The organism is Yersinia aldovae 670-83 (assembly GCF_000834395.1).
Taxonomy (GTDB): domain Bacteria; phylum Pseudomonadota; class Gammaproteobacteria; order Enterobacterales; family Enterobacteriaceae; genus Yersinia; species Yersinia aldovae.
Genome location: NZ_CP009781.1, coordinates 283061 through 308902 on the forward strand (window position 1 = coordinate 283061; position 25842 = coordinate 308902).

Consider the following 25842-nt stretch of genomic DNA (forward strand, 5'->3'; position numbering starts at 1 on the left):
ATAGTTTAATGCTTTGGAAACGCAAAACAACGCTGGCTGAACTGAACAAAACGAGTGAAGGCTGCATGGTTGCCCACTTAGGGATTGAGATAACCCGGTTGGGCGATGATGAACTGGAAGCTACCATGCCAGTGGATCACCGCACTACTCAGCCTTTTGGGTTACTGCACGGTGGAGCCTCAGTGGTGCTGGCGGAATCTCTGGGTTCAATGGCCGGTTATCTGTGTTCTGAGGAGGGGCAACGGGTGGTTGGGTTGGAAATCAATGCTAATCATCTTAAAGCCGTTCGCTCAGGAACCGTCCGTGGCTGTTGCCGTGCCATTCATGCGGGCCGCAGTCATCAGGTGTGGCAGATTGATATTTTTGATGAGCAAGGCCAACTGTGCTGCACCTCACGTTTAACCACCGCAGTGCTATCACCCACATAATAACCTTTAAAACACAACCGGATATATCGCTCCGCGCCAGATGCTGGCTTAGGGCGATATAACCTCTCATCACCCCTCCTTGGTATTCAGCGCCTGACACATTGCTTATCCCCCAATAATTTGAGTTGCACGACGGTGGCAATTGCTCGCAGAGCGGTTTGAACCGCATTTATACAAGCCCAATGAGCTTACCCTGCGAAGTGATTCGGGTAAGCGAAAGCCGCCAATGCCCATGCCGTTCGAAGTAAGACGCTATACCCGATAAGTGCGGTGAATCTCTATGATAGGTTTCCCCAGCGAGGGTTTTCAGCTAAAGTTAATCAACAAATAGGTATTTTTTATGAATGTTTTAAAACCACAGAAGCTAACCGCAATTAGCCTCTGATAGTGCAAGGGATTCGAACATCGCCGCGAATTTTTTTCATTAATTTCATGGTGATAAAAGTGGGCTTTTTCCCTTTGAACCTCGCTGGCCATCGCAGCATGATCACTCGTTGCCGCCTCATTCGAGGTTAAAACGGCCCTTTTCTGAATATCCCTGCAAAACAAACGGTTGAAGTGGTAATTATTATCACTACCATTGTAAATAATCTGTATTCAACCATGAATAATCAGTTAGCGAATCTTAAACCTGAAAAGTAAATGTTTATCTACCCAACAGACTTCAAGATGCAGGCAGGCGGATGAACGTAGCCAACACAACGGCAACCTGAAAGATGACGGGTAATAAAAAATCTAAGGTAGGGCATATGCAACAGGAATCAGTCGGAACATTTTCCCTCGACGAAAATGACTGGCAGGGCGTTACGATTACAGACAGTGCTGCCGCACAAATTACACGGCTCATGCAACAGAACCCAGATGTCAAAGGGTTACAGCTTGGCGTTAAACAGTCGGGTTGTGCTGGTTTTGCTTATGTAATGGATATGGCGAAAGCGCCTGCCAGTGACGCCTTGGTGTTTGAACATGGCAGCGCGAAACTTTATGTGCCATTGAAAGCGATGCCGTTTATCGATGGCACCGAGGTGGATTACGTCCGCGAAGGGCTTAACCAGATATTTAAATTTAATAATCCTAAAGCTCAGCATTCCTGCGGGTGTGGCGAGAGTTTTGGCGTTTGAGCGATGTAAACGAAATGACACGAAGCAATGTAGAAGTTCCAGATGATGTGCAGGCTTGGGTCAGTGATGGTCGCTACAAAGAAGGATTTTTTACCCAATTAGCGACAGATGAACTGGCAAAAGGCCTCAATGAAGAGGTGATTCGCGCCATTTCTGCCAAGCGGAATGAGCCTGAGTGGATGCTTGATTTTCGCCTTGGGGCCTACCGCAGTTGGCTGGAGATGGAAGAACCCCATTGGCTGAAAGCAAACTATAAGAGCCTGGATTATCAGGACTATAGCTATTATTCAGCGCCCTCGTGCGGCAGTTGCGATGACAGTTGTGACTCACAACCGGGGGCGGTGCAGCAATCGTCTGCGGACAGTTCTGCTCCGCGCGATTTGTCTGAGCAGGCGATGAATGAGTACCTCACCGCAGAAGTAGAATCAGCTTTTGCTCAACTTGGCGTTCCGGTGCGAGAGGGCGCAGAGGTAGCGGTTGATGCTATTTTTGACTCAGTATCGGTTGCCACCACCTATCGCGGAAAACTGGCCGAGCAAGGGATTATTTTCTGCTCATTCGGTGAGGCTATTCAGGAATACCCTGATCTGGTGCGTAAGTACCTCGGATCGGTCGTACCGGCCAAAGATAACTTTTTTGCGGCGCTCAATGCGGCGGTGGCGTCTGATGGCACCTTTGTTTATGTGCCCAAAGGGGTGCGCTGCCCGATGGAGTTATCCACCTATTTCCGTATTAATGCAGCTAAAACCGGCCAGTTTGAACGCACTATCCTGATTGCTGACGAAGACAGTTATGTCAGTTATATCGAAGGATGCTCCGCGCCGGTACGTGATAGCTATCAGTTACACGCCGCCGTTGTTGAAGTCATTTTGCATAAAAATGCTGAAGTGAAATATTCCACGGTACAGAACTGGTTTGCGGGTGCAGACAGCACCGGCGGTATCCTGAATTTTGTGACCAAGCGTGCTTTGTGCGAAGGTGCCGGTTCAAAAATGTCGTGGACTCAGTCAGAAACTGGTTCGGCGATTACCTGGAAATACCCCAGTGTGATTTTGCAGGGTGATAACTCCATTGGTGAGTTTTTCTCCGTCGCGCTCACCAACGGCCACCAGCAGGCGGATACCGGCACCAAGATGATTCATATTGGTAAAAACACCAAATCAACCATCATCGCCAAAGGTATCTCGGCCGGACACAGCCAGAATACCTATCGTGGCCTGGTGAAAATTCTGCCCGGCGCGGATAACGCCCGCAATTTTACCCAATGCGACTCAATGCTAATTGGCCCGGATTCCGGTGCGCACACCTTCCCGTATGTGGAGGTGCGCAACAACACGGCACAATTGGAACATGAAGCGACAACCTCAAAAATTGGCGATGACCAACTGTTCTATTGCTTGCAGCGCGGGATTAGCGAAGACGATGCCATCTCAATGATTGTCAATGGTTTTTGCAAAGATGTGTTCTCCGAATTGCCGCTGGAGTTTGCCGTCGAAGCACAAAAATTATTAGCTATCAGCCTGGAACACAGTGTGGGCTAAGCCTGAGTTGAAAAAGTATTCGCAGAGTTTTGCGCTCCGGCGCACCAAGGAACCCTATGTTAAGTATCAAGAATTTAAACGTCAGTGTTGAAGGTAATGAGATCCTTAAAGGTTTGGATCTGGAGATCAAACCCGGTGAAGTACATGCCATCATGGGGCCGAATGGCTCGGGGAAAAGCACACTGTCTGCGGCGCTGGCCGGGCGTGAAGAGTATGAGGTTACCGAGGGTAGCGTAACCTTCAAAGGGAAAAATCTACTGGAGCTGGCACCAGAAGACCGTGCCGGTGAAGGGGTGTTTTTAGCCTTTCAGTATCCGGTAGAGATCCCCGGTGTCAGTAACCACTTCTTCCTGCAAACTGCGGTCAATGCGGTACGTAAATACCGCCAGCAGGAGCCATTAGATCGCTTTGATTTTGCCGATTTTATCGAAGAAAAGATCGAACTGTTGAAGATGCCGGCAGATTTGCTGACCCGTTCTGTCAACGTGGGTTTTTCTGGCGGTGAGAAAAAACGTAACGATATCCTGCAAATGGCGGCGTTGGAACCCTCACTGTGCATTCTGGATGAAACAGATTCCGGTCTGGATATTGATGCTCTGAAGATTGTGGCGAATGGGGTTAACTCGCTACGTGATGAGAAGCGCGCATTTATCATTGTGACGCATTATCAACGCATTCTGGACTACGTGAAACCTGATTTCGTTCATGTGTTGTATCAAGGGCGTATCATCAAATCAGGTGATTTCACCTTGGTGAAACAGTTGGAGGAGCAAGGCTATGGCTGGCTTACCGACCAACAGTAACCTGCTGGCACAGCAGCAGTTACAACAAAAACAGCGTGCTGATGCGCTGATGCAATTCGGGCAACTGTTTAAACAGCGCAAAAATAGCCATTCATCACCAGCCAGTACACACTGGCAGCAGGTGTTGCAATTGGGTTTCCCCAGTTTTAAGCATGAGGACTGGAAATACACGCCACTGGAAAGCTTGCTGGCGCATGATTTCAGTTTTGCTGATACAACAACGGTGACAGCCGCGCAGCGTGATGCACTGTCATTAGTGCAAGATGCTCATCGGCTGGTTTTCGTTGATGGCCGCTATGCCCCAGAGTTAAGTGACTGCGCGTGTGGCCCTTACCAACTGACTCGCCTGAGCGACAATGCGCAATTCCCTGCGGCCATCCAATCAGAGGTGTTTTTGCATCTGACGGAAAGTTTGGCGCAGGAAAGCCTGCATATTCGATTACCGCAGGGGGAAACGAGTGATAAGCCGTTGTATCTGCTGCATATCAGTTCAGGTAATGACGCTGAGGCAGTCAATACCAGTCACTATCGCCATCATCTGGTGATTGAGCCGACAGCGCAGGCAGAGGTTATTGAGCATTTTGTTAGCGTGAATGAACAGCCGCACTTTACCGGTGCGCGTCTTACCATTGCTGTGGGTGATAATGCCGAGTTGAGTCATTACAAACTGGCGTTTGAAAGCCCACGAAGTTATCACTTTGCTCACAATGACCTGGTGCTGGGCCGTGATGCTCGAGCGCGCAGTTACAGCTTCCTGCTCGGTGCGGGGTTGACGCGTCATAACACCAGTGCGCAGTTGAACGGAGAGGGCGCAACCTTATCGATGAACAGTTTGCTGTTACCGATTGGGCGTGAAATCTGCGATACCCGCACCTATCTCGAGCATAACAAAGGCTACTGCGAAAGCCGTCAATTGCATAAAATCATCGTCCGTGAGCGTGGCAAGGCTATCTTTAATGGCATGATTAAAGTGGCTCAACACGCGTTAAAGACCGATGGGCAGATGACCAACAATAACTTGCTGTTAAGCAAATTGGCCGAAGTTGATACCAAGCCACAACTGGAAATTTATGCCGATGACGTGAAATGCAGCCACGGCGCGACCGTCGGGCGCATTGATGCCGAACAACTGTTTTATCTACAATCGCGTGGCATCAATCAGGCCGATGCGCAACAGATGATTATCTTCGCATTCGCAGCGGAATTAACCGAAGCCATCCATAACGAGACGATACGTAAAGTGGTGCTGGCGCGAATAGCAGAGCGTTTGGCAAGGGAGTCACTATGAGTTTCCCTATCGAACGAGTCAGGGCCGATTTCCCTCTGCTTGGCCGTCAGGTGAACGGGCAGCCGCTGGTGTATCTGGACAGTGCTGCCAGTGCGCAAAAACCACAAGTGGTTATTGACCGCGAGCTTCACTTCTATCGTGATGATTATGCTGCCGTCCACCGGGGTATCCATACCCTAAGTGGCGAAGCAACCGCACAGATGGAAGCGGTGCGAACTCAGGTCGCTGATTTTATCCATGCCGCTTCGCCGGAGGAGATTGTTTTCGTTAAAGGCACCACCGAGGGGATCAACTTGGTGGCCAACAGCTACGGGCGACATTTTCTCAAGGCCGGTGACAGCATTATCATCACCCAGATGGAACACCATGCCAATATTGTGCCGTGGCAAATGGTAGCGAAGGATCTCGGTGTTGAGATTCGTGTCTGGCCGTTGACGGCGACGGGGGAGTTAGAGCCTGATGCGTTGGCGGGCTTGATGGATAATACCACCAAGCTGTTGGCTATCACGCAAGTCTCTAATGTGCTGGGAACAGTCAATCCTATCAAAGAGATAGTTGCGCAGGCCAAAGCCGCAGGATTGGTGGTGTTAGTGGATGGTGCACAAGCTATCATGCACCAGCCGATTGATGTACAGGCGCTCGATTGTGATTTTTATGTCTTCTCCGGGCATAAGCTGTACGGGCCGTCGGGCATCGGTATTCTGTATGGCAAACGCGCGTTGCTACAACAGATGCCGCCGTGGGAAGGCGGTGGCTCAATGATCAAAACCGTCAGTTTGACCGAAGGCACTACATTTGCCGATGCCCCGTGGCGCTTTGAGGCCGGCTCGCCAAATACTGCCGGGATTATGGGGCTGGGTGCGGCAATACGTTATGTGAGTGCGTTAGGGTTGGCGCAGATCCAACAATATGAGCAGTCGTTGATGGATTACGCGTTGCAGCAATTGCACCAGATTAATAGCCTGACTCTGTATGGCCCGGCGGCGCGGGCAGGGGTGATTGCCTTTAATCTGGGGCCACACCATGCTTATGATGTCGGCAGTTTCCTTGATCAATATGGTATTGCGATTCGCACTGGTCACCATTGTGCGATGCCGCTGATGGCATTTTATCAGGTTCCGAGTATGTGTCGTGCCTCATTGGTGCTTTATAATACCCGCGAGGAGGTTGATCGCTTGGTGGCTGGGCTGCAACGTATCGAAACACTGCTGGGCTGAGCGCCCTTTAAAACTGACGACCCCCAACGTTATTGGCGTTGCAGGGAGCATGACAAACCGCTATTTATGCTCGCCCATCGGGTGAGCCTCCTTGAGGCTGATTTATACCGATGAGCTTATGTGTGTCAGTGATTTGGATTTGTGAGCGTAGCTAATACCTCTGTGACTTCAAGGGCATAGGGGTTTATTTAGGAAGCATGTTATGGCTGGTTTGCCAGAGAAAGATAAGTTGGTTCGTAACTTTTCCCGTTGCTTGAATTGGGAAGAGAAATACTTGTATGTGATCGAGCTGGGAGGGCAGCTTGCGCCGCTAACAGAACAACAGCGCCAGGCGGACAATTTGATCTCAGGCTGCCAAAGCCAGGTCTGGATAGCCATGACCCTCTCAGAGGAGGGGCTGGTGGTATTTGCCGGCGACAGTGACGCCGCTATCGTCAAGGGGCTGGTGGCCGTGGTGTTTATCCTTTATCACGATTTAACCCCGCAACAGATCGTTTCCCTCGATGTGCGTCCCTTCTTTGCGGATCTGGCCTTGAGCCAGCATCTGACGCCTTCCCGCTCACAAGGGTTGGAAGCGATGATCCGCGCTATTCGTAGCAAAGCGGCTGGGTTATTGGCCACGCAATAGCAGCCAATATTTCGTGCTTTATTCAGGGCTAACTGACCATTTTGCGTTATGAGTCACAGTTGTAAAATGGTGAGATTTCAGCAGCTTAAATCGGCAGCGACACCGGTGGATGCGGAATAAATTACTTGGTAACACCTTGATTTTTAGAGAAATAAATTGCCTTTATAATAAGGGGTGTTACTATATGGTGGCCTTATAATTGGCTGCTAAAATTAACGTAGATATACCCGTCATCTTTCAAACTAAAGGTGTGTTGGCTGCTCTCGTTCACCCGAATCACTTACTTGTGTAAGCACACGGGAGTCGCTTGCTTGCCGCCTTCCTGCAACTTGAAATCTATTGGGTATTGCCGTGTAAACCGAATTTGAAGAAGTGATGTAGGAACTAAGCATGAAACGTGCATTAACTTTGATTGGTATGTTATTCGCAACTTGTATGGCGGGAAGTATCACTGCTGCCAATGCGACCGAGTATCCTCTGCCACCCGCCAACAGTCGTCTGATTGGCGAAAATACTACTTATATCGTGCCAAACGATGGTCGTCCACTTGAGGCTATTGCTACTGATTATAAAATCGGCCTGCTGGGGATGCTGGAAGCCAACCCGGGTACTGACCCGTATTTGCCAATGCCGGGTTCAGTGTTAACTATCCCGACCCAGATGTTGCTGCCTGATACCCCGCGTGAAGGTATTGTTATCAACCTGGCTGAGCTGCGCCTTTATTACTATCCGAAAGGCCAGAACAAAGTCATCGTCTATCCCATCGGTATCGGCCAGTTAGGGCGTAACACCCCAACCATGACCACCTCTGTCAGCCAGAAGATCCCGAACCCAACCTGGACGCCAACGGCGAACATTCGTAAGCACTATCTGGCACAAGGTGTCACCTTGCCGTCAGTGGTTCCTGCTGGCCCGGAAAACCCGATGGGGCTATTTGCCATGCGTCTGGCAGCGGGCAGGGGTGAGTACCTGATCCACGGTACTAACGCTAACTTCGGTATTGGGATGCGTGTCAGCTCCGGTTGTATTCGTCTGCGCCCTGATGATATCCAGGCGCTGTTTAGTACAGTACCTAAAGGTACTCGCGTGCAGATAGTCAACGAGCCGGTTAAATACTCGGTAGAACCTGATGGTAAGCGTTATGTGGAAGTTCATCAGCCGTTGTCTCGTGTAGACAGTGATGACCCGCAGACCATGTCAATTGCCATTAGCAGCAGTTTGCAGAAGTTCATCAACGACAGCCAGACTGATGCACAAGTCGTTCAGGATGCAATTGTACGCCGCGCAGGTATGCCTATCATCGTTACGGTAGGTGAGACAGCACCTTTGCAGGCACCGGCTGCTGTAGCGCCACAGAGCGAGCCTCAGGCACAACCGGCACCACCGACTGACGGTGACGTACCTAAGCTGACTCAGCCAGGCCCGGTTTACTCCGTTGCGAACTGATTATTAGATAACCGGTTGTCATGATGGCGTTTCGGTCATGACAATATCACATGGGTGAGAGCAAGGATGCTGTCACTGTGTGGCAAGGTGCTGTTGTGATGAGTCAGTGCAAGAAGCGTTGGTGTTGTCGCAGGGAAGGTTGAATTCATTTCTGTTTCTGTAAGACAAAAAAATGGCGCACACTGTGCGCCATTTTTCATTCAGGAAGTAATATTACTTCTTGTAAGCGTGAGCTTGGTTGTCCAGACGTTGGTTAGCACGTGCTGCATCGTCTTTAGCTGCTTGAACGTCAGAACGGATTGCGTTCACGTCGTTGCTCAGTTGGTCAACTTTAGCGTTCAGAGTTTGAACGTCAGAAGACAGTTGGTCGATTTTAGCATTGCTTGAACAACCAGCCAGCATAGTTGAAGCCAGAATTACCGCGCCCAGTACAAGTTTAGTACGATTCATTATTAACACCCTCTAGATTAAGTTAATCTCCATGTAGCGTTACAAGTATTACACAAAGTTTTTTCGAAAGAGAATAAATTTTTAGTGTTAGAGGGGTTTATTTTGATCGTTCGCTCAAAGAAGCATCTTGTTTTAAAGAAAAGTTAAAAAAACGAGGCAAAACAGCCGGATTCTATGGGATAAGTCTCATTTGAAAAAAGACCTTTAGCGCGCTTACGATAAACATAATTTTTCAGAAAGTTTATTTGGCACATTTAAAAAAGAAAACGCCGCTATTGAAAGCGGCGTTGCCAATTGTCCCGAAGATGGTGTGTCGGGATTACAATACGTGAACGGAAGCCGTATTGGTGGTACCACTGGGTACCAGAGCACCGGAAACCATCACCACAACTTCGCCTTTTTGGGCGAAACCACTCGCCAGCGCGGCTTCTTTACCAATGCGGTAGAAATCATCAGTTGAGGTCATTTTATCAACCAAATGCGTGACCACACCTTTGGTCAGAATTAACTGACGGGCTGTGGTTGCATTGGTCGTCAGCGCCAGAATGGTAGCGGTTGGGAAGTATTTACGCACTGATTTTGCTGATTTACCGCCTTCGGTCGCCACCACGATCAACTGCGCTTCCAGTTTTTCTGCGGTTTCAACGGCACCACGGCACACCGCTTCGGTGATGCGCATTTTACGGTTGTCGTTCAGTGTTTCGATACGGCTTGGCATAATGCGGTCTGTACGCTCACAGATGGTCGCCATGATGGTGACCGACTCTAATGGGTACTTACCCTTGGCACTTTCGCCAGACAGCATCACAGCGTCTGTACCGTCCAAAATGGCGTTAGCAACGTCACCGGCTTCTGCACGGGTAGGGCGCGGGTTTTTGATCATTGAATCGAGCATCTGGGTTGCGGTGATAACAACTTTACGTGCGCGGTTACATTTCTCAATCATCATCTTCTGCGCGAAGATAACCTCTTCAACCGGGATCTCAACACCCAGGTCACCACGAGCAACCATGATGCCGTCAGACGCTTCCAGGATTTCGTCGAAGTTATTCAGACCTTCCTGATTCTCGATTTTAGAAATAATCTGAATATTGCTGCCACCGTGTGCTTTCAGGTGTTCACGAATTTCCAGCACGTCGGAGCGTTTACGGATAAAGGATGCCGCAACGAAATCAACGCCTTGCTCGCAACCAAAGATCAGGTCAGCTTTATCTTTTTCAGCTAATGCAGGCAGTTGGATAGAAACGCCTGGCAGGTTAACGCCTTTGTTTTCGCCCAAATCACCGTTATTCAGCACTTTACATACCACAGTGCTTTCAGTGACTTCAGTCACTTCCATGCCGATCAAGCCATCGTCAACCAGTACGGTGTTGCCAATTTTCAGGTCAGCCGCGAAGCCTGGATACGTTACGGCAACGATGTTGTTGTTGCCGATAACGCTTTGGTCAGTAGTGAAAGTGAACGTCTGACCGGCAACCAGAGCCGCATCTTTGCCGCCTTCCAGTTTCATGGTGCGGATTTCAGGACCTTTGGTATCCAGCAGGATAGCGGCTTTGCTATTGGTTTTTGCCATAACAGCGCGCAGGTTCTTGATACGTTGACCGTGCTCTTGGTAGTCACCGTGGGAGAAGTTTAAACGCATAACGTTCATGCCAGCGTTCAACAAGTTGGTCAGCATTTCTTCGGATTCGGTTTTTGGACCGATAGTACAAACAATTTTAGTCTTTTTCATGACGGATTTTTTCTACAAGTTGTGATGGATAAAAAGCGAAAGTTCCGTTAGTTACAGCAACGGAGTGAAATCTGATTGGTGTCTGGTGTAGCGAAACGTTAATGAGAAGCAAAACATTACTAAGGATAGATGACAGTTGCAGAAGTTGAGCGGAAAACTTTAGCACGAGGCTAAACGCATGATCGGTATCCGATGGCGTAAATGTGAGTTGTATTTTTCTAGCGTATCGGCAGATCAAGATGCTGAAACCATTCAACTGAAACGACGGTTCGTATTATAAGCGGTAAGTGACGGGAAATGAAATAGAAAACAGAAACTCATTGCCGTTTTTTCTAAAAACGCGAGGTTAGTGGCGCAAACAGTGAAATTAAAAATGGTTTTGTTGCGCAACTGAAAAGGTTTTTAACATTTTAACAAGGAAAACAGGGCGTGAGCAGGGTGAAGATGCGTGACTGGCGTGGCGGATTGCCTTGTGTGGGTTGCGCATAGGATGATGAAAAAGGTTGATCGGGATAGACTAAGGGGTGAAGCGACAGCGTGGTGCGTTCTAATGGACTCGAACCATCGACCCCCACCATGTCAAGGTGGTGCTCTAACCAACTGAGCTAAGAACGCATACCGGACTATAACGCGAGAATGACTGAGATTTGCCAGAGTGGTGCGTCCGAATGGACTCGAACCATCGACCCCCACCATGTCAAGGTGGTGCTCTAACCAACTGAGCTACGGACGCACATTGCCCTGCTTACTTGACGTCACAGCGTTGTTTGCTGCAACGCTACTGACATTGGCTATAAAACTAAATCGCTGTGAATCTTACTGCTCGGGTGCTAAAAGTGGTGCGTCCGAATGGACTCGAACCATCGACCCCCACCATGTCAAGGTGGTGCTCTAACCAACTGAGCTACGGACGCACATGCAACCCTTGTTACTTCAAGCTGTAGCGTTATCAACCGCGCCAGACTCGCCACCATCAATGCTGACAGCGGGGACGAATATTAACGAGCTGCTTGTCTGCTGGCAAGGGGAAAAACGCAATATTCGCCGCAAACTCACGTAATTGCTGTGCTTTTATCCATTGCGCTGTTTTTTTCTCCACATTCTAGCGCTATATCTGGCATGAGCCGCCTGAACACCTGCGACTCATGCGTGCCATTGATAAGAACTTAGTGCGCAGATTTTTGCAAAATAAAGGCAGCCGGTTGTTTTTGTAACCAATTGATGCGCATTGCCATCAAAATTGCCGCCGAGGTTAAGCCGATAACGAAACCAATCCAGAAACCACTTGGCCCCATCGCCGGTACTACATAATCGGTCAGCCCCAGCAAATAGCCGGTTGGCAAGCCGAGCAACCAGTACGCGGTAAAGGTGATAAAGAAGATCGAACGGGTATCTTTATACCCACGCAACACCCCGCCGCCAATAACCTGGATAGCGTCAGACAGTTGGTAGAGCGCCGCCAGAAGCATCAGGTGAGATGCCATCATGACCACTTCAGGCGTTTTGTTATACAGCAGGGCAATGTGTTCGCGGAAAATTACAGTAAATACTGCGGTCACGCAGGCCAACATCAGGCCAACCGCGATACTGGTGTAAGCCGCCACTTTGGCATTTTCAACCGAACCTTCGCCGAGGCGGAACCCCACGCGAATGGTGGCGGCTACGCTTAACGACATCGGTAACATAAACATCAACGAACTAAAGTTAAGCGCAATCTGGTGCCCTGCGACAGCCGCTATTCCCAGTGGTGAGACGAGCAATGCCACGACGGCAAACAAGGTCACTTCAAAAAACAGTGCCAGTGCCACCGGTAAACCAAGGCCGCCCAGCCGTTTCATGACTTTCCAGTCAGGTGTGGCAAAGCCTTTTTCCAGTTTAATATCTTGCTGCGAACGGGCGCGGGTCACATACCAACGCATCATCAGGAACATCACCCAATACACTGTGCCGGTTGCGACACCACAACCGACACCGCCCAGCGCGGGTGCGCCGAATTTCCCGTAGATAAAGATATAGTTAATTGGAATATTAACTAATAAACCAATAAATCCGATAACCATCCCCGGTTTGGTTTTAGATAACCCTTCACATTGATTTCGTAGCACCTGGAAGAATAGATATCCCGGCGCACCCCACATGATGGCATGAAGGAATCTAACCGCTTTATCTGCCAGCACCGGATCGATATTATGCATTCGCATAATAATGTGGTCGCTATTATAGATTACAAACATAATTAACAGCGAGACACAGAATGCCAGCCAAAACCCTTGCCGCACCTGGTGCGCTATCTGATCGCGCCGCCCGGAGCCATTTAGCTGGGCAACCGTTGGTGTTAGCGCCAGCAGCAAACCGTGGCCAAACAAAATAGCGGGCAGCCAGATTGACGTCCCAACCGCTACTGCCGCCATGTCGGTCGCGCTGACAGAACCGGCCATAATAGTGTCAACCACGCCCATTGCCGTTTGCGACAATTGAGCGATGACGACGGGAATAGCGAGAGCCAATAAGCTACGCGCTTCTACGATATACTTCTGCACGTATGCACCTTTTTTTACCCGACGTGCTTCAAGATGCGGGGGCTGCCCTTACTCACCCTACGGGCCAGCGCAGGCGTTGTTCAACATGGTTTACAACCAATTTGTCACTCGGTTGCCGCCTGCCTGCATCTTGAAGCTACTTGGATATAACCTAGTTATAATTTCAATAACGACAATTTATCGTGTAATGGACGATAAATAAAATAGCGGGAAAACATAATACTCTAGAGTATAAAAGATTGTACCTTTTCAGGACGCTTAAGCAATCCTTGTCATTAAATATCGGATAAATAGCAAGACGACAGATTTTTAGTCTAAGTGGTTTGGTTTTCACGACTTTCTGAGGCAAAATCAAGGCAGAGAAAATTTTTATCATAGCTAAGAGGCATGGCGTATGTTTACCGGTATTGTTCAAGGCACCGCGCCGGTGGTGGCCATCGAAGAGAAATCCAATTTTCGCACGCATATCGTTGAACTTCCAGATGAAATGTTGCCCGCATTGGCGTTGGGCGCATCGGTTGCGCATAATGGTTGTTGTCTGACGGTGACTGAGATTGATGGGAGCCGGATCAGTTTCGATTTAATGAAAGAAACGCTGCGTATTACCAATTTAGGTGATATTAAGGTCGGCGATGTGGTTAATTTGGAGCGGGCGGCTAAATTCAGCGATGAGATTGGCGGTCACTTGATGTCCGGCCATATTATTTGTACTGCTGAAATAGCCAAGATATATACATCGGAAAATAATCGCCAGATCTGGTTCCGTATGCCAAGCGACGATTTAATGAAATATGTCTTACACAAAGGTTTTATCGGTATCGATGGTATTAGCCTGACCATCGGTGAAGTGGTCGGTAACCGTTTTTGTGTGCATTTGATTCCAGAAACGCTACAACGTACCACGCTTGGGAAGAAACGCCTGGGGCATCGGGTTAATATTGAAATAGACCCACAAACACAGGCTGTTGTGGACACGGTGGAGCGGGTATTAGCGCAACGTGATATTGCCCATGCCGCAACGGTGGTTGATAAGGCCGTGCGCGGGTAACCTGACGGCATATGAATAAACGCAGGACAGGGTCATGGTGTACACCTGTCCTATCAACCGTTTAGGTGTCTTGGGGTTTCAACGCGGTACGCGAATACCGCCATCCACCCCATTCGGGCTGAAAACTACCTGCCATAACTGGATGTCACGCGCACGAAATGCGCCAGCACAGGCAGTTAAATAATAACTGAACATTCTGTGAAAACGTGATGAGTAATTCTCCGCCAGCGTCGGCCACGCCGCCTGGAAACGTTCATACCATGCCATTAATGTTCGGTCATAATCTGCCCCAAAGTTATGCCAGTCCTCCATGATGAAATAAGGTTCACTGGCTTGAGCAATATGTTTTACCGATGGCAGACAGCCATTGGGGAATATATATTTATTGATCCACGGATCGACATGTAAGTCGGTGCGGTTAGCGCCAATGGTGTGCAGCAAAAACAGTCCGTCAGGTTTTAAATTACGCTTTACCACATTAAAGTACGTGCGATAATTCTTCGGCCCCACATGCTCAAACATGCCGACAGAAACGATACGATCAAACTGCTCATTCAAGTCACGGTAATCTTGCAGCAAAATAGTGACATCCAGCCCTTCACCGCGTTCTTGCGCCAGTTTTTGCTGTTCCGCAGAAATAGTCACGCCGGAGACTGACACGCCATAGTGACGTGCAGCAAATGCTGCCAGCCCACCCCAGCCACAACCGATATCCAACAGTTTCATTCCCGGCGCTAACTGGAGCTTATCGCAAATCATGCGCAGCTTGTTTTCCTGGGCTTGTTCGAGCGTGGTGGCTTCTTTCCAGTAGGCGCAAGAATATTGCATATTGCTATCGAGCATTTGCGTGAAAAGATCATTACCTAAGTCGTAATGTTCCTTGCCAACAATCCAGGCTCTTTTCTTTGATTGTAGATTGATAATTCGGGCGGCCACAATGCGTAAAGTATCTTTGAAATGGTGTGGAAGTTGATGCTCTAAACCCGCCTGGAGAACACGCTGGAAGAAAATATCCAGACGATCACATTCCCACCAGCCATCCATATAACTTTCACCTAATGCCAAAGATCCTTCTTCCAATATCCGTTTGAAAAAATTCGGATTATTAACGCGAATGTCGAAAGGGCGCGAACCATTGATTTCAATATCAGCCCGACTCAGCATCTCGTGTACAATACGATACCAAGGGCTTTCTTGAATACGTTGGTCTTCTATACAGGATGTACTCATAGCTTCTCCATCACTTTCTTCTGACTTATGACCCGCGACAAGATCTATATGCGCAGAGACATACCAATAGTGTTTGGTGTCTGGTATCCATTACGGATATACCCTTGGTACTTGAAGTTGCAGCGATGTTTTTGGCGCTCACCGACTCAAATCACTTACTTGAGTAAGCTCATTGGGCTAAATGAACCTCTGAGAGGCCCATTCTGTGGGCTGGCATAAATATTGTTCAAACCCGTTTATCGGTTTGTTATTTGCCTGGCTGCAACCCCATTACGTTGAGTAAAAGAGGAAGATTAATAAGAAACCCTATTACGTTTTGTTTTAGGGCGACTCATCCATAAGTGTAAAAGTGGCGCGATCCACGCACACAGAAAGAGCTTAAGATAATGCTTTTTTTAATGATAATGTTGTTTATTGAGTCGAGTATAGGCTTGCCGGGGTGCATTCTCAATTATAAATCATTCCCGGCTCGCATGTTCATTAGTGACTATTTCTATTGAAAATTATGACTCTACGTAATCATGTCAACAGCACTAGTATGGCTTTTTTCTTTGCGCAATGCGTAGCAATGAGTGCCATAACCTAAAGCGGCTAACACGACGGTTGATAACATTACCGTAACGGTTGCCAACAATGGCTGGCTGATATAGGCCGAAACCAACATGCTGGCGACAAAACATAAGCCGAGCTGAAGTGTGTTTTGCAACGCGGCGGCTTTACCTGTGTTGGCCGGAAACGGCATTAATGTATTTGCTACGATAATAGGGTAGCAGGCACCATTCACTAGCGCCATTATGCAGAACGGAATAAGCAATGTGATCAGTGTCGGCTCAGTCAGTGTTGCTATCAGATACAGGGCAACCATGCTTGCGGCATAGCCCAGCAACAGCCACGGCAGTAGGGTGTTGCCCTTGATTCGAGCCAGCGCACTGCGGCAACCAAACCCACCGAGCAGGAAGGCTAAGGTCTGCGGAACATAACTCAAACCAATAACATTCGGGCTATAACCCATATCACCCAGAATAAAAGGTGAACCGGTTAACCAGGCAAAGAAACCGGCACTACAGGCGGCAAACATCATCACATTGCCACTGTAGGTCGGGGATTTTAGCAACTGCCAAAAACTGATTTTAGCGCTGATGCGCGCCGCGTTATCCTCGGTGGTTTTTTTCCGTTCTTTAAGCCGCGCCGTTGGAATAAGGAGCAGTAATGTGACTGCCAGTAATACCACAAAAATTGAGCGCCAACTGAAGTGGTTTAATAACCATGCACCGAGCATCGGGGCCAGCGCGGGAGAGAGTGCCACTAATGGCATGATAGTGGCAAATACGCGGTTGGCTTTGCCATCGCGATAGCGATCCACCACCAGAGCCTGCCAGCTCACGGCAGCAGAACACACGCCTATTGCCTGAATAAAGCGCAGAATCAATAATTGGGTGGCATTTTCAACCCACAAAATCCCCAGACAACCCACTGCAAATAACCCCAAGCCGGCTAACAGCACCGGTTTGCGGCCTAACTTATCTGATACGGGCCCCCAGATAAGCTGGGCGATCGCAAAACCGGCGAGGAAGAGACTCAAACTGGCGCTGATGGCGCTGGCAGAGGTTTGCAGTTCTTGTTGCATTGCGCCGAAAGCGGGCAGATACATGTCGGTAGCCAGATAGCCCAACATGCTCAGACCGGCCAGATAGAACATAAAACCAGACGACGTTTTCATTCTTTATTTCTCTTTATATGCTGGGTACTTGAAGCCACAGGGCGCGCGGCTTGTGCTTACCCGCGTCACTGAACGGTGTAAGTTCAGCGGGATGACGCCCCATTTTTGAGGAACACCCTACGGGCTGGGCCACATGCAGCTTCAATTACGTTGGCTAAATTATAATTTTGCAGGTACTCACGTTATAAACCGCTGCTTTATAAACAAATCAACTATAAACATCGGGGTCATAAAAGGAGTTATAGAGTTACTGTGAAAAAATTGTTGTAACAAAGCGGTGGGCATTCTAGCGGGGAGATATTGGGTTGTGAAACGTTAATATTTGCATCATGATATCAAAAATTTTGAAAGCTAACGAATGGTGTAAAAAGGTGAAAAATAATGTGGTCTGAATATTCACTGGATGTCGTTGATGCGGTGGCCCGCACGGGGAGTTTCAGTGCCGCAGCTCAGGAGTTACACCGCGTGCCATCTGCGGTCAGTTATACTGTGCGTCAGTTGGAAGAGTGGCTGGCAGTTCCGCTGTTTGAACGACGCCATCGTGATGTGGCATTAACCGAAGCTGGCGTGGTTTTTATTAAAGAAGCGCGAGATGTTATCAAAAAAATGAATGACACGCGCCGTCAATGCCAGCAAGTAGCGAATGGTTGGCGCGGGCAGTTAAATATCGTGGTAGACAAGATTGTCAAACCTCAGCGTAGTCGCCGCTTAGTGTTGGATTTTTATCGGCATTTTCCCGATGTTGAGTTGCGGGTGCGTTATGAAGTATTTAATGGTGTTTGGGATGCGCTGGTGGATGGCCGGGCAGATATGGCCATTGGCGCGACCCGTGCCATTCCTGTTGGCGGGCGTTTTGTGTTTCGCGATATGGGGTTTCTTAGCTGGCACTGTGTCGTCAGTGTGGATCATCCCTTAGCCAGTCTAACCGGGCCACTTAGTGATGACCAATTGCGGCCTTATCCCTCGCTGTGTTTGGAAGATACGGCCCGCAATTTGCCCAAGCGAGATACCTGGACACTGGATAACCAACAGCGGCTGGTGGCTCCGGATTGGTCTACGGGCATCGATTGCCTGTGTGCAGGATTATGTATCGGTATGGTGCCCGCGCATATGGTGTCACCGCTGATTGAGCAGGGGCGGCTGGCGGCGCTAAGTCTAACCGAACCGCTACCGGACAGCCCGTGTTGCCTGACTTGGGAGCAAAATAATCACTCACCGGCACTCGCCTGGTTACTTGATTACTTAGGTGACAGCGTCACGTTAAACGCGGAATGGTTGAAAGACGATAACGAATAATGCCCAGTGCGGGCTGCCGATAGCGCTGATAACTACCGGCAGAAGGCCAGATTAACGGCGGTAATCGCGAAATGGGCCGTCAGTTACGGAGTTGCGCTCAACCAGTTTAGGGTGTACTTCAATGGTTTGAAGGTCTTCCCGTTTACTGACAATACGGTCAAGCAGCATAGTAAAGGCCATTTCACCTAAACGTTCTTTTGGCTGATGGATAGTGGTCAGCGCAGGCGAGAAGTAGCGCGCGTTACGCACGTTGTCATAGCCAATCACTGATACATCTTGTGGTACCCGCAGGCCCATCTCATTGGCGGCGCAGATAGCCCCCATCGCCATAATGTCGCCACCACAAAACACGGCGGTCGGGCGATGTTTTTGTGACATGATTTGTTGCATGGCTTTATAACCCGATTCAGGTTCAAAATCACCCTGAACTACCCATTCCTCACGTAACGGGATGCTGGCCTCTTCCAATGCTTTCATAAAGCCCTGATGACGGCCACCACCGGTATTACGGGATAACTGACCGGGAATAGCACCAATATCACGATGACCGCGTTCAATCAGATAGCGGCCTGCCAAATAGCCGCCTTCAAAGGCATTATCGATGATAGCGTCGGTAAAATCGCCACGCGTTGTCCCCCAATCCATGACGACCATCGGGATGTTGCGATAATCTTCCAGCATTCCTAACAGTTGTTCTGGATATTCGGAACACATCACCAATAATCCATCGACCCGTTTTTGGGCCAGCATCGCTAAATAGGCTTTTTGCTTGTCCAGATTATTATGAGAATTACATAAAATCAGGGTATAGCCTTTGCTATAACAGCTATTTTCGACCGCCTCAATCACTTCGGCAAAATAGGGTGCTTCGCTGGACGTGGCCAGCAAGCCAATGGATTTGGTGTGATTCACTTTCAAACTGCGGGCCACAGCACTGGGCGAATAATGCAGTTCTTTAATGGCAGCCCAAACAGCCACCTTGGTATTTTCGGCGACGAAACGCGTTTTGTTGATAACGTGGGAAACGGTGGTGGTGGACACACCGGCGTGTTTGGCCACATCTTTAATCGTTGCCATACAAAAAATGACTCCTAAGCTCACCGGTTACAGCCGGTAAGTATTATGTTAATCGTTTGCCTGCGTTACCCGAAAATCGCTTAGACAGTAACAAGATAGTGGCCTGAATGAGCGCGTCAGCGGGTTGTCTGAGAGTCTTTATTGGTCGTTATTCGTCGGTACGCAGTTATGAACTGCGAATTTTGGCTGATCTGGAGGAAAAGTGAAAGAGGTATTCAATCTTATAAAGTGTGTAATGAGCACAAGATTTTTTTCTCTAACTGTGGGAAAATAATTTTACACACTAACTATGTGCCTTTTCCTACTAAATTAACCGGCTGAGGAGTTTTTATGGATGCCAATCTGAAAATGTCGCTGATTACGACTGTGGGTGCGCTGGCGATGATTATTGCATTTAGTTTCGTGGCAGTAATGAATTAATTAAGCCGCTTGCCGGTATATGCGTGAAGTAGGGCGGTTAACCCGCCCTTAATCATTGCTCGCTGCCGGTTTACTCTGCGCGCTATCAGGCTAAATTTTTCTCAACAAAAGACCAGTTGACCAAGGCCCAGAAGTTCTCCAGGTATTTTGGCCGCGCATTGCGGTAATCAATATAATAAGCATGTTCCCACACATCGACCGTCAATACGGGTTTATCTGCCGTGGTCAAGGGGGTAGCCGCATTAGACGTGCTGACAATCGCCAGTGTGCCATCTGCTTTTTTCACTAACCATGTCCAGCCCGCGCCGAAATTTTTCACTGCCGCATCGGTAAACTGTGCTTTAAATTCAGCAAACGACCCAAAGGTGTTATTGATAGCCTCGGCAACCTTGCCGCTGGGTTCACCGCCACCATTGGGTGACAGGCAATGCCAGTAAAAGGTGTGGTTCCAAACCTGAGCCGCATTATTGAATACGCCGCCGCTGGAGGTTTTGACAATCTCTTCCAGTGATTTGCCAGCAAATTCAGTGCCTTTAATCAGATTGTTGAGGTTAACCACATAGGTGTTGTGATGTTTGCCGTAATGGTATTCCAGCGTTTCAGCCGAAATGTGGGGTTCCAGTGCATTTTGTGCATAAGGTAATACCGGTAATTCAAAAGACATCGTGCTCTCCTTTCGGGGTTGCTCAGGGTGTTTTGCTCCTCAAATCCGACCGATTATCAATGATGACGGTACGGTGAAGAGCGGTTAAAAACGTAATTGTTGTATTTTTGTTGTGGATATTAATCTTAACAACTTTCAACAGGAATAACAGATATAACCATACAATTTAGCTGGTTATTAAGCAAAGGTCGCGTGACGTCAGGGAAAGTAAAAATAAGGGGATATAGCCCGCACTTCGTGAGGTCACTGGGTGCGGGGTTGAGCATCATCGAATGGTTTTAGGTGTCACTACACGCCGTGCGCCAACATAATGGTCTTGCCAATAATCATTATCTAGCATACTGATACGAATCTCTTCACCGGTACGGGGTGATTGAATAAATTTGCCATTACCTAAATAAACACCAACATGATCGGCCACGCCACGATTGGCGATATTGAAGAACACCAGATCACCACTTTCCAGTTCTGCCCGCTTCACCGGGGCGGCATCACGTAAGTGATACATTTCATTGGCTGTACGTGGCATTTTAATTCTGATCACATCTTTGTAGGCGTAATAAATAAGCCCGCTGCAATCAAAACCAGTATTAGGCGAAGACCCACCCCAACGATAAGGTTTGCCAACTTGTTTCATCAGTTTGCTCATTGCCGTCTGTTTGGCGTGCTGGTAGCGCTTTTTATGTGCTGGACTGAGCTTTATCTTACTGTTTGCCACTAATTCGGTATCGGCTTTACTTTGGGCTTTATTTCGGTGACGACCATAAGCCACTTTTTCTGTTTTTTTAGCTGCCGCTTTTTTATTGGCTACGGTTTTAATATTCGTTGTTTTACTGTTGTTTGGTTTTTTGCTGCTAGGTTTACTGGCTTCCTGCGCTTTCTTTTTAATGGTTTTACTGGCGGTGGCTGCCGTTTTCTTTTTATCGCTATTGGCCGTTATTTTATTTGCCACATTTTTACTGCTGGTTTTATTGTTGTCGATTTTGACTTTTTTGGTATTTTTATCAGCTTTACGTTTTTTACGATCATCAGGGCTGGCCTGGCTGACTTGACCTTTCTTTTGTTCAGCAGAGGCGTGCGACTGCGGCGACGCATGTGCGAGGTTTAGAAATAGCTGGGTAAACAGCAGCACAAACAGCGTAAGTATTAAACGCATAATAACGCTACCAACCTTGGCCCTGAGATGAATATGAAGAGTCACAGTATTGCCGAAACTCACGATATAAAAAAGCAGAGAGCTATAGGATTCTAATCGATATTGTGAGGAAACGTTAATGGCTGCGTAATTGCAGCTTTTTCACTCAGGTAATGACCTTAAATCGAGCATTCGTCAACACCTTCGCTGCGGTATATTTACGTTATCCCATTCAGAAGATAATAGTGAAGTGATGGGATCAAAAATGTTATTCTAAATACACATATTTGTAGCTGACAATATCGCCATTTGTCCGATGAGTAAAGCCCCTGCAAAAGATGGCGTTTTATTCCTGCGGTGACAGTCGCTACAATAGACCGGATGCGATAATAAAATGCTATTGCTTTAAGCAATACACGTTGTAGCCATCTATGGCTGAGGAAGCAAAAAAATGACGACGATTGATAAAATTCAACGCCAGATAACAGAAAACCCAATCCTGCTTTATATGAAAGGATCACCTAAGCTGCCGAACTGTGGTTTCTCAGCTCAGGCTGTACAGGCGCTGTCTGCGTGTGGTGAGCGTTTTGCTTATGTGGATATTTTGCAAAACCCGGATATCCGGGCTGAATTGCCAAAATATGCCAACTGGCCAACGTTCCCGCAACTGTGGGTGGATGGTGAATTGGTTGGCGGATGCGATATCCTGATGGAAATGTATCAGCGTGGCGAATTGCAAAAACTGCTGAAAGAGACCGCCGATAAATACCGTTCAGAAGAAGAAAAACCTGCCGCAGAGTAATGTATTGGCAGGTTTAGGTAACAAATAAAAAGGTGGCCTCCAGGCCACCTTTTTTAATGGTGAACGTGTTGCGTTAGCTTGCGTTACTCTGATTCCCCTGCGGGCACTGGCCAACCACCGAGTTTTTTCCAGCGATTAACCAGCTCACAGAAGAGTTTCGCCGTTTGCATGGTATCGTATAACGCGGAGTGGGCCTGACTGCTATCAAACGGAATACCTGCCGTCAGACAGGCTTTCGCCAACACGGTTTGCCCCAATACCAGCCCGCTCAATGCTGCGGTATCAAAGGTAGCAAACGGATGGAATGGATTACGCTTCAGACTGGCGCGCTCCGCTGCCGCCATAACAAAGCTGTGATCAAAGTTGGCGTTATGCGCCACGATGATGGCACGGTTGCAGCCTTGCTCTTTTAATCCTTTGCGCACCGCTTTAAAAATGGCATGTAACGCATCATGCTCACTGACTGCCCCACGCAAAGGGTTGGTGGGATCTATACCATTAAATGCCAGCGCTTCGGGTTCCAGGTTTGCCCCTTCGAACGGGTCCACATGGAAATGCAGCGTTTCATCGGGTAACAGCCAGCCATCCTTGTTCATCTGCAATGTTACTGCGGCAATTTCAAGTAATGCATCGGTTTTAGCATTAAAACCGGCGGTTTCTACATCAATTACTACGGGGTAATACCCACGAAAACGGCCACTTAGGGCGTTAAGGTCACTTTTGTCTGCCATCAGTTTCTTATCTTCATCGAATTCAGTGCGCATTATGTCAAATTTTAGCGCGGGATGCAGGAGGTTATCGTGATGAGAGAAAAAGGCACCATCAGGTGCCTTAGGGTTAATCAGTTTCCAAGGCCGTGTGCGGCGCTTTTATTCTCGATTAATTCGATTTTGTAACCATCGGGATCTTCAACGAAAGCGATAACGGTATTACCCCCTTTGACCGGGCCGGCCTCGCGAGTGACATTGCCACCCGCCTGACGGATTTGCTCGCAGGTCGCGGCTACGTCATCGACACCCAGCGCCAGATGACCGAAGGCTGTCCCCATGTCGTAGCTCTCTACACCCCAGTTATAGGTCAGTTCAATTACGGAACCGTCGCTTTCATCGCTATAACCGACGAATGCCAGTGAGTATTTATATTCACTGTTTTCACTGGTACGCAGTAAACGCATCCCTAATACCTTGGTATAGAAATCGATGGAGCGTTGCAGGTCACCGACGCGGATCATGGTATGGAGTAAGCGCATAATTTCCTCTGTTTACATTTTGCCAGATTATTTGGCAACAGTGAGTAGAACCCGGTTCAAGTATAGCCCCGGCAATTAAATGAGTTCAATGGGTTACAGAAAAGATTAGGATACAAATAATAACGGCCAGACCAAGTCTGACCGTTATGCCGTCAATAGATTTGATTACAGTGTTGGGTAGTCGGTATAACCTTTCGCGCCGCCACCGTAGAATGTGTCACCGTCTGGTTGGTTCAGTGGGGCATTTTTTTGCAGGCGAGTCACCAAGTCCGGGTTGGAAATATAGCTACGACCAAACGCCACGGCATCAATAAATCCTTTTTCGATCAAGCTTTCGGCTTTCTCTGCGGTATAAGCCCCTGCACCTACGATAACGCCGTTGAAGTGAGCGCGAACCGCATCGCGGAATGCATCAGAATAGGGCTTGCCACCGGCCCAGTCAGGTTCGGAAATGTGCAAATAAGCAATACTACGTTTATTCAGCTCATCAATCAGATACAACGCGGCTTCTTCCTGATCTTCGCCATTATCCAAGCCATTGAACGGCCCTAATGGTGAGATACGGATACCAATATGTGCAGCACCCCATTCAGCGATGGTGGCATCGACGACTTCCAGTGTCAGACGAGTGCGGTTTTCAATGCTGCCGCCGTATTGGTCAGTGCGTTGGTTCGACGCCGGTGACATGAACTGATGCAACAGATAGCCGTGGGCTGCATGTAATTCAATGTAGTCAAAGCCTGCTTCACGGGCATTGGCGGTTGCCTGACGAAAATCATTAACGATGCCAGGGATTTCGTCAGTGTCCAGCGCGCGCGGGGTAGAGCAGGGAACACGCACCCAGGCTCCCGTTTCATCTCGTACCGTGGTACGGGTGTCGGCAGCAATGGCAGATGGCGCGACAGGAGCCTGCTGGTCTGGCTGCAAACTGTTGTGTGAAATACGGCCGACATGCCAGAGTTGTACGGCAATATGGCCACCTTCATCATGGACGCCCTGAGTGATTTTTTTCCATGCATTTAACTGCTCTTGGGTATGTAATCCCGGTGCGCCAGCATAGCCTTTCGCCTGGAAAGAAATCTGCGTCGCTTCAGTAATAATTAAACCGGCACTGGCGCGTTGGCGGTAATACTCACCCATCAATGGGGTGGGAATATCACCCGGTTCAATGCTACGCAGGCGTGTCAGTGGTGCCATAAGTACACGGTTCGGCAATGTGAACGCGCCAACCTTAAGGGGAGAGAACAGTTTAGCAGTCTTCATGGTGCATCCTATATTAATAGACCAGTCAACTAGTGGCTGGGTGAATCCTGAGCAACAGTAGAACAAGTGAATCAGGATCGTGAGATTAGTGGGGTGGTTGTAGAATCAGTTCGATACTGTCGAGCGCACAGGTCAGCGGAGCGACAGAGCGTTTCACTTTTGCCCGCAACGACGCACCCAGCCACAAGGCATACAGTGTTTCTGCGGTTGCAGCCGGCGAGAGTACGATACGCAGAGAGCCTTCTTCGACGCCAGCCTCAATCGTATCTTGTAGACGGCCAATCACTCTGGCAGTGCCGATATCCAATGCATGGCGCATGGGTTCGGATAAATCACTGACTTCCGCTGATAGTTTAACCGCCAGACAAGCGTTGTGGCATTCACTGCCGCAATAGTTAGCAATAGATTGAGCAAAATAGTGCAACAAGTGATGACGTTTATCCCCGGAGGAACCGGTAAGCAGGTTTACCATCTCAACATCATAGCGATCGAAATAACGCTGTAGCATGGCTTCACCAAACACTTCCTTTGAGCGGAAGTAGTGATAAAACGACCCTTTGGGAATGCCCGCCGTGGTGAGCAACACGCTAAGCCCCATGCCATTAAAACCAAGGCGCAGGCTAAGGTGTTCACCGGTTGCTAACAAGTGGTCACGAGTATCCACATGTGAATGTTCTATTTTGTTCATGTGAAAGAGCGTAATAGACCGATTGGTCTAGGTCAAGAAAAAAATATCGCTAATCT

Annotated in this window: 25 protein-coding genes and 3 tRNA genes; 13 read left to right on the forward strand and 15 right to left on the reverse strand. The window is 48.5% G+C overall.

Features of this window, described 5'->3' with window-relative positions; all coding sequences use genetic code 11:
• Positions 1–8 precede the first annotated feature (8 nt).
• From AT01_RS01350 to AT01_RS01385, 8 genes are all read left to right on the forward strand, one after another.
• Entirely contained in the window at positions 9–428 is a 420-nt protein-coding gene (locus tag AT01_RS01350) for a hotdog fold thioesterase (RefSeq protein WP_004700271.1), read from the forward strand.
• 749 nt (positions 429–1177) lie between these two features.
• Complete coding sequence (sufA, locus tag AT01_RS01355; RefSeq protein ID WP_004700269.1) at positions 1178–1549, forward strand: Fe-S cluster assembly scaffold SufA; 372 nt, start codon at positions 1178–1180, stop codon at positions 1547–1549.
• Positions 1550–1563: 14 nt separating this feature from the next.
• Positions 1564–3090 (forward strand): Fe-S cluster assembly protein SufB, encoded by a 1527-nt coding sequence (gene sufB, locus AT01_RS01360; RefSeq protein WP_042545774.1) that lies wholly within the window; start codon positions 1564–1566, stop codon positions 3088–3090.
• A gap of 56 nt (positions 3091–3146) precedes the next feature.
• Entirely contained in the window at positions 3147–3893 is a 747-nt protein-coding gene (gene sufC / locus AT01_RS01365) for a Fe-S cluster assembly ATPase SufC (protein WP_042545775.1), read from the forward strand.
• Positions 3868–5181 carry a Fe-S cluster assembly protein SufD gene (gene sufD, locus AT01_RS01370; RefSeq protein ID WP_042545776.1) on the forward strand — a complete coding sequence of 438 codons (1314 nt, stop codon included), beginning with the start codon at positions 3868–3870 and terminating at the stop codon, positions 5179–5181. The genes sufC and sufD overlap by 26 nt, the downstream gene beginning before the upstream one ends.
• Complete coding sequence (gene sufS / locus AT01_RS01375) at positions 5178–6398, forward strand: cysteine desulfurase SufS (protein ID WP_042545777.1); 1221 nt, start codon at positions 5178–5180, stop codon at positions 6396–6398. Before sufD ends, sufS begins: the two co-directional genes overlap by 4 nt.
• 202 nt (positions 6399–6600) lie before the next feature.
• Positions 6601–7026, forward strand: a complete 426-nt coding sequence (sufE, locus tag AT01_RS01380) for a cysteine desulfuration protein SufE (protein ID WP_042545778.1) — start codon at positions 6601–6603, stop codon at positions 7024–7026.
• A gap of 390 nt (positions 7027–7416) precedes the next feature.
• Positions 7417–8472 (forward strand): L,D-transpeptidase family protein, encoded by a 1056-nt coding sequence (locus AT01_RS01385; RefSeq protein WP_042545779.1) that lies wholly within the window; start codon positions 7417–7419, stop codon positions 8470–8472.
• A gap of 213 nt (positions 8473–8685) precedes the next feature.
• Here the strand turns inward: AT01_RS01385 and AT01_RS01390 are convergent, their stop codons facing one another.
• The 5 genes from AT01_RS01390 to AT01_RS01410 form a co-directional block, all read right to left on the reverse strand.
• Positions 8686–8922, reverse strand: a complete 237-nt coding sequence (locus AT01_RS01390; protein ID WP_005165631.1) for a major outer membrane lipoprotein — start codon at positions 8920–8922, stop codon at positions 8686–8688.
• 319 nt (positions 8923–9241) lie between these two features.
• Positions 9242–10654 (reverse strand): pyruvate kinase PykF, encoded by a 1413-nt coding sequence (gene pykF, locus AT01_RS01395; RefSeq protein ID WP_042545780.1) that lies wholly within the window; start codon positions 10652–10654, stop codon positions 9242–9244.
• A gap of 538 nt (positions 10655–11192) precedes the next feature.
• Positions 11193–11269 (reverse strand) — tRNA-Val (locus AT01_RS01400).
• A gap of 41 nt (positions 11270–11310) precedes the next feature.
• Positions 11311–11387 (reverse strand) — tRNA-Val (locus tag AT01_RS01405).
• Between the two features lie 104 nt (positions 11388–11491).
• Positions 11492–11568 (reverse strand) — tRNA-Val (locus AT01_RS01410).
• A 2-nt stretch (positions 11569–11570) separates the two neighbouring features.
• Between AT01_RS01410 and AT01_RS21930 the strand changes: the two genes are divergently transcribed.
• Positions 11571–11714 (forward strand): hypothetical protein, encoded by a 144-nt coding sequence (locus tag AT01_RS21930; protein WP_158503526.1) that lies wholly within the window; start codon positions 11571–11573, stop codon positions 11712–11714.
• Positions 11715–11820: 106 nt separating this feature from the next.
• On the opposite strand, the gene AT01_RS01415 is transcribed toward AT01_RS21930, so the two are convergent.
• A complete protein-coding gene (locus tag AT01_RS01415; protein ID WP_042545781.1) occupies positions 11821–13194 on the reverse strand; it encodes an MATE family efflux transporter in 1374 nt (457 codons plus the stop codon).
• Between the two features lie 394 nt (positions 13195–13588).
• On the opposite strand from AT01_RS01415, the gene AT01_RS01420 reads away from it, so the two are divergent.
• Positions 13589–14242, forward strand: a complete 654-nt coding sequence (locus tag AT01_RS01420) for a riboflavin synthase (RefSeq protein ID WP_042545782.1) — start codon at positions 13589–13591, stop codon at positions 14240–14242.
• Between the two features lie 78 nt (positions 14243–14320).
• Here the strand turns inward: AT01_RS01420 and cfa are convergent, their stop codons facing one another.
• Both cfa and punC read right to left on the reverse strand, forming a co-directional pair.
• Entirely contained in the window at positions 14321–15472 is a 1152-nt protein-coding gene (cfa, locus tag AT01_RS01425) for a cyclopropane fatty acyl phospholipid synthase (RefSeq protein WP_042545783.1), read from the reverse strand.
• Between the two features lie 511 nt (positions 15473–15983).
• Positions 15984–17192, reverse strand: coding sequence for a purine nucleoside transporter PunC (punC, locus tag AT01_RS01430; RefSeq protein WP_042545784.1), 1209 nt, complete (start codon positions 17190–17192; stop codon positions 15984–15986).
• Between the two features lie 381 nt (positions 17193–17573).
• On the opposite strand from punC, the gene punR reads away from it, so the two are divergent.
• The gene (gene punR / locus AT01_RS01435) at positions 17574–18488 is read left to right on the forward strand and encodes a DNA-binding transcriptional activator PunR (protein ID WP_042545785.1); all 915 of its coding nucleotides are present in this window, start codon (positions 17574–17576) and stop codon (positions 18486–18488) included.
• A gap of 51 nt (positions 18489–18539) precedes the next feature.
• On the opposite strand, the gene purR is transcribed toward punR, so the two are convergent.
• Positions 18540–19565: an HTH-type transcriptional repressor PurR gene (purR, locus tag AT01_RS01440; protein WP_042545786.1), complete on the reverse strand. Its 1026-nt coding sequence runs from the start codon at positions 19563–19565 to the stop codon at positions 18540–18542.
• Positions 19566–19895: 330 nt separating this feature from the next.
• On the opposite strand from purR, the gene cydH reads away from it, so the two are divergent.
• Complete coding sequence (gene cydH, locus AT01_RS21515; protein WP_144404899.1) at positions 19896–19985, forward strand: cytochrome bd-I oxidase subunit CydH; 90 nt, start codon at positions 19896–19898, stop codon at positions 19983–19985.
• 85 nt (positions 19986–20070) lie between these two features.
• Here cydH and sodB read toward each other — a convergent pair whose 3' ends face one another.
• Together sodB and AT01_RS01450 are read right to left on the reverse strand one after the other, a co-directional pair.
• Positions 20071–20649 (reverse strand): superoxide dismutase [Fe], encoded by a 579-nt coding sequence (gene sodB / locus AT01_RS01445; RefSeq protein ID WP_042545787.1) that lies wholly within the window; start codon positions 20647–20649, stop codon positions 20071–20073.
• Between the two features lie 265 nt (positions 20650–20914).
• Positions 20915–21805 carry a C40 family peptidase gene (locus AT01_RS01450; protein ID WP_042545788.1) on the reverse strand — a complete coding sequence of 297 codons (891 nt, stop codon included), beginning with the start codon at positions 21803–21805 and terminating at the stop codon, positions 20915–20917.
• A 430-nt stretch (positions 21806–22235) separates the two neighbouring features.
• Here AT01_RS01450 and AT01_RS01455 point away from each other — a divergent pair, with 430 nt between their 5' ends.
• Entirely contained in the window at positions 22236–22586 is a 351-nt protein-coding gene (locus tag AT01_RS01455; RefSeq protein WP_004700235.1) for a Grx4 family monothiol glutaredoxin, read from the forward strand.
• Positions 22587–22669: 83 nt separating this feature from the next.
• Here the strand turns inward: AT01_RS01455 and rnt are convergent, their stop codons facing one another.
• From rnt to AT01_RS01475, 4 genes are all read right to left on the reverse strand, one after another.
• Entirely contained in the window at positions 22670–23317 is a 648-nt protein-coding gene (gene rnt / locus AT01_RS01460) for a ribonuclease T (RefSeq protein ID WP_082039675.1), read from the reverse strand.
• A gap of 110 nt (positions 23318–23427) precedes the next feature.
• Positions 23428–23835, reverse strand: a complete 408-nt coding sequence (gene gloA, locus AT01_RS01465; protein WP_004700231.1) for a lactoylglutathione lyase — start codon at positions 23833–23835, stop codon at positions 23428–23430.
• Between the two features lie 165 nt (positions 23836–24000).
• Complete coding sequence (gene nemA, locus AT01_RS01470; protein ID WP_042545789.1) at positions 24001–25098, reverse strand: alkene reductase; 1098 nt, start codon at positions 25096–25098, stop codon at positions 24001–24003.
• 85 nt (positions 25099–25183) lie between these two features.
• Positions 25184–25786: a TetR/AcrR family transcriptional regulator gene (locus AT01_RS01475; protein WP_042545790.1), complete on the reverse strand. Its 603-nt coding sequence runs from the start codon at positions 25784–25786 to the stop codon at positions 25184–25186.
• Positions 25787–25842 lie beyond the last annotated feature (56 nt).

Excerpts from the sequence above, each read along its gene's own strand:
- AT01_RS21930 (WP_158503526.1), top strand. The coding sequence starts at position 11,571 with ATGCAACCCTTGTTACTTCAAGCTGTAGCGTTATCAACCGCGCCAGAC.
- sufC (WP_042545775.1), top strand. The coding sequence starts at position 3,147 with ATGTTAAGTATCAAGAATTTAAACGTCAGTGTTGAAGGTAATGAGATC.
- punR (WP_042545785.1), top strand. The coding sequence starts at position 17,574 with ATGTGGTCTGAATATTCACTGGATGTCGTTGATGCGGTGGCCCGCACG.
- punC (WP_042545784.1), bottom strand. The coding sequence starts at position 17,192 with ATGAAAACGTCGTCTGGTTTTATGTTCTATCTGGCCGGTCTGAGCATG.
- AT01_RS01455 (WP_004700235.1), top strand. The coding sequence starts at position 22,236 with ATGACGACGATTGATAAAATTCAACGCCAGATAACAGAAAACCCAATC.
- gloA (WP_004700231.1), bottom strand. The coding sequence starts at position 23,835 with ATGCGCTTACTCCATACCATGATCCGCGTCGGTGACCTGCAACGCTCC.
- sufD (WP_042545776.1), top strand. The coding sequence starts at position 3,868 with ATGGCTGGCTTACCGACCAACAGTAACCTGCTGGCACAGCAGCAGTTA.
- AT01_RS01350 (WP_004700271.1), top strand. The coding sequence starts at position 9 with ATGCTTTGGAAACGCAAAACAACGCTGGCTGAACTGAACAAAACGAGT.
- cydH (WP_144404899.1), top strand. The coding sequence starts at position 19,896 with ATGGATGCCAATCTGAAAATGTCGCTGATTACGACTGTGGGTGCGCTG.
- AT01_RS01475 (WP_042545790.1), bottom strand. The coding sequence starts at position 25,786 with ATGAACAAAATAGAACATTCACATGTGGATACTCGTGACCACTTGTTA.
- purR (WP_042545786.1), bottom strand. The coding sequence starts at position 19,565 with ATGGCAACGATTAAAGATGTGGCCAAACACGCCGGTGTGTCCACCACC.
- sodB (WP_042545787.1), bottom strand. The coding sequence starts at position 20,649 with ATGTCTTTTGAATTACCGGTATTACCTTATGCACAAAATGCACTGGAA.
- sufS (WP_042545777.1), top strand. The coding sequence starts at position 5,178 with ATGAGTTTCCCTATCGAACGAGTCAGGGCCGATTTCCCTCTGCTTGGC.
- AT01_RS01420 (WP_042545782.1), top strand. The coding sequence starts at position 13,589 with ATGTTTACCGGTATTGTTCAAGGCACCGCGCCGGTGGTGGCCATCGAA.
- sufB (WP_042545774.1), top strand. The coding sequence starts at position 1,564 with ATGACACGAAGCAATGTAGAAGTTCCAGATGATGTGCAGGCTTGGGTC.
- nemA (WP_042545789.1), bottom strand. The coding sequence starts at position 25,098 with ATGAAGACTGCTAAACTGTTCTCTCCCCTTAAGGTTGGCGCGTTCACA.
- AT01_RS01390 (WP_005165631.1), bottom strand. The coding sequence starts at position 8,922 with ATGAATCGTACTAAACTTGTACTGGGCGCGGTAATTCTGGCTTCAACT.
- pykF (WP_042545780.1), bottom strand. The coding sequence starts at position 10,654 with ATGAAAAAGACTAAAATTGTTTGTACTATCGGTCCAAAAACCGAATCC.
- AT01_RS01385 (WP_042545779.1), top strand. The coding sequence starts at position 7,417 with ATGAAACGTGCATTAACTTTGATTGGTATGTTATTCGCAACTTGTATG.
- sufA (WP_004700269.1), top strand. The coding sequence starts at position 1,178 with ATGCAACAGGAATCAGTCGGAACATTTTCCCTCGACGAAAATGACTGG.
- sufE (WP_042545778.1), top strand. The coding sequence starts at position 6,601 with ATGGCTGGTTTGCCAGAGAAAGATAAGTTGGTTCGTAACTTTTCCCGT.
- rnt (WP_082039675.1), bottom strand. The coding sequence starts at position 23,317 with ATGGCAGACAAAAGTGACCTTAACGCCCTAAGTGGCCGTTTTCGTGGG.
- AT01_RS01450 (WP_042545788.1), bottom strand. The coding sequence starts at position 21,805 with ATGCGTTTAATACTTACGCTGTTTGTGCTGCTGTTTACCCAGCTATTT.
- cfa (WP_042545783.1), bottom strand. The coding sequence starts at position 15,472 with ATGAGTACATCCTGTATAGAAGACCAACGTATTCAAGAAAGCCCTTGG.